A 2,366-nucleotide genomic window follows, 5' to 3' on the forward strand; every position below is an offset into this window, starting at 1 on the left:
TATTGGTAGTGAACAGATCTGATTTAACTAGGGTTGCCATTTCAATTTCCACGGGTTCCTCTCCCTCTATAGTCAGCACCCCTTGGTCTGATTCCCCCCGAATTTTTTGTAATTCTCCAGCATCTAGGGGCAAACCTAGCACCACCGCAGCAAACAACTCGCCTTCGTCCCCAGGGCTATCTACTAGCCCATTCAGTCGAGCATCCACGGCATGACCATATTCCTCCAGCAATATCTTTTTTAATAGTCCGATGTCTCCTAATTCCACCATCTCTCTTGACAAATAGATCTTACCTGTCTGGAGGGAATAGCCTCCTACGGCTCCGTTCAATGCTGACCCTGCCACCACCTCGATGGTTGGCAATGTCCACGTTTTTGTAAACCACTCTTGACGCAGTAAGTTGATTTTTTCTGGAGATTGGCTGCCAAAGATTGATGCGATGATCGTTTCAAAATTGTTGGCGAGGCTGAAACTGGCTAGGATGGGTTGGAGGAGTTCTAAGTAGTTATTCATGTGTTTTGGTGTTTTGATTGGTGTTTTGATTGATAAACTAAAACCGGTTGGGATCAGGGGTAAAGCGCATTGCTCATTGGTGTCAACGGAGGATTAGATCGTTGTCCCACAGCCATTTTACCCCTCCCCTAGCCCCTCCCCGCAAGCCTACGGTGTACACACAAGTGATCTGATTACCCAAAACAAGCCCTGGCGATTAGAAATCACGGCTACACAAACAAAGTCCACCTGCGTGGACTGAAGAAAAACTACTTATTTTTAACCCACGGAGGTGGGTTTTGCCTGTGTAGTTGCGGTTTCTAACCGCCGATTTAATCTTGATAAGACTTGTGTGTACACGGTAGCCCCGCAAGCGAGGAGGGGAATTGGAGTTCTGCAACGCCAATTTTTTAACTATTTAGAGCCGTCACTGGTGGCACTCTCCAAATGGTTTGGGTTCCATCCAATTCCGTATCTGGACCAATTAGCACTGGGTTGTGGTAGCCAGGGAGAACGGTGACGGCAAACACTTCTTCTACGCCGTTGTCAAACCAAAATGTCCCCACCAAATTCCCTGTCATTAGATTCACAACCCCTAAGCCACATTTCAATGGCTCTAGGTTCTCCTCTATTGGCAATCCAGAAAATATGGCGGTTTCTCTAATTTGTGATAGGCCGATGAAGGCGTGTCCTGCCCAAATGTCTAATCCTCGCGTAAATCCAGGGAGGTTGGCGATAATCTCATGGCTTTTTGTGGCGGGGTCATAACGATTTAAGCTCCCATGGCCTGAGTTGAGAAAATACAGTTCACCTTGATAGATGCGGGGGGAGTGGGGCATAGATAGCCCTCTCAGGATGATCTTGTTAAGGTTTACATCTATTAGGCAACCTCCTGTGGCTTTTTGGTCACGCCATCCATTTTCTTGATCTGTGTCTCCCAATGTGGTGACATAGGCTGGAGTGCGCCCATCTTCAGACATGGCTAGTCCATTGAGATGACAGCGATCGCCTGGCAAGTATTCAGCAATAAAGGGGGGTTTCCACTGAGGAACAAAGTTCCAATCTTCCTCCAGTGTTGCTAAACAGTTAAACAGGGTATTGACGATCCAAAGCTTTTCACCATCGAAGGCTAGGTCATGGCTCATCAATGGTCCTGTTAGGTGGCAAGAGCGAGCCAAAAAAGCAATATCATATTCTTGTTCTGGTTGGATATGCGCTGCAATTTGGCGATCTGCGGGCAGATACCAAATCGCTTTTTGCGTCCCTAGTGTCAGTCCTCTGGGGGTTCGGGTTAACCCCATCGCTCGGTCAAAATGGGTAAATCCCCCCTGAATTTTTCCCTTATGTACTCCCAAACTCACCACTTTCCCGGCTTGATAGGTGGTGATCAATACCGACACATCCAGATTTATCAGTAATTCTGGCAAATTTGTGCTGTGATGATATCGGACGGCTACATTCTCCCGGCTCTTAGCTTTTGGAGGTGGGGTGGATATAACAGCGTCATGGTTTGTCATTATCAATTTCTAAATTTAAGTAGGGGGACTTTATTCACCATAGGAATATTAGACATACTCTGGTTTAAACGTATTTGTTTTGACATGGGTAAATGGCACGCCATTAAGTTATCAATAGGATTCATTCAAAGCCAGAGGCGATCGCTCTCCAGGAACGTGTGGCTAAAGAACAAGCAGAGGCGATCGCTCTCCAGGAACGACAACGGGCAGATCAAGAACATCAACAAAAGGAAAAACTCGCAGCATACCTGAGAAAATTAGGTATTAATTTTGAAGACATTCCATAGATACCTCGAAACAATGTTAACTTCTTCCCCTCCTAAATTCTCTTTAAAAAGGAGGGTTATGTTAGACCC

The 2,366-nt window shown here is 46.1% G+C and carries 2 protein-coding genes and 1 pseudogene; 1 reads left to right on the top strand and 2 read right to left on the bottom strand.

Annotated features, from left to right (window positions below):
* Both VB711_RS26385 and VB711_RS26390 read right to left on the bottom strand, forming a co-directional pair.
* Window positions 1-514 (bottom strand): annotated as a pseudogene (locus VB711_RS26385) (hypothetical protein); the annotation flags it as partial.
* Window positions 515-903: 389 nt separating this feature from the next.
* Window positions 904-2,010 (bottom strand): TIGR03032 family protein, encoded by a 1,107-nt coding sequence (locus VB711_RS26390; protein ID WP_323289398.1) that lies wholly within the window; start codon window positions 2,008-2,010, stop codon window positions 904-906.
* Window positions 2,011-2,168: 158 nt separating this feature from the next.
* Here VB711_RS26390 and VB711_RS26395 point away from each other — a divergent pair, with 158 nt between their 5' ends.
* Window positions 2,169-2,297, top strand: coding sequence for a hypothetical protein (locus VB711_RS26395; RefSeq protein WP_323289399.1), 129 nt, complete (start codon window positions 2,169-2,171; stop codon window positions 2,295-2,297).
* Window positions 2,298-2,366 lie beyond the last annotated feature (69 nt).

Source organism: Cronbergia sp. UHCC 0137, assembly GCF_034932285.1.
Lineage (GTDB): Bacteria > Cyanobacteriota > Cyanobacteriia > Cyanobacteriales > Nostocaceae > Cronbergia.

Coding starts and splice junctions, on each gene's coding strand:
- VB711_RS26390 (WP_323289398.1), bottom strand. CDS start 2,010: ATGACAAACCATGACGCTGTTATATCCACCCCACCTCCAAAAGCTAAG.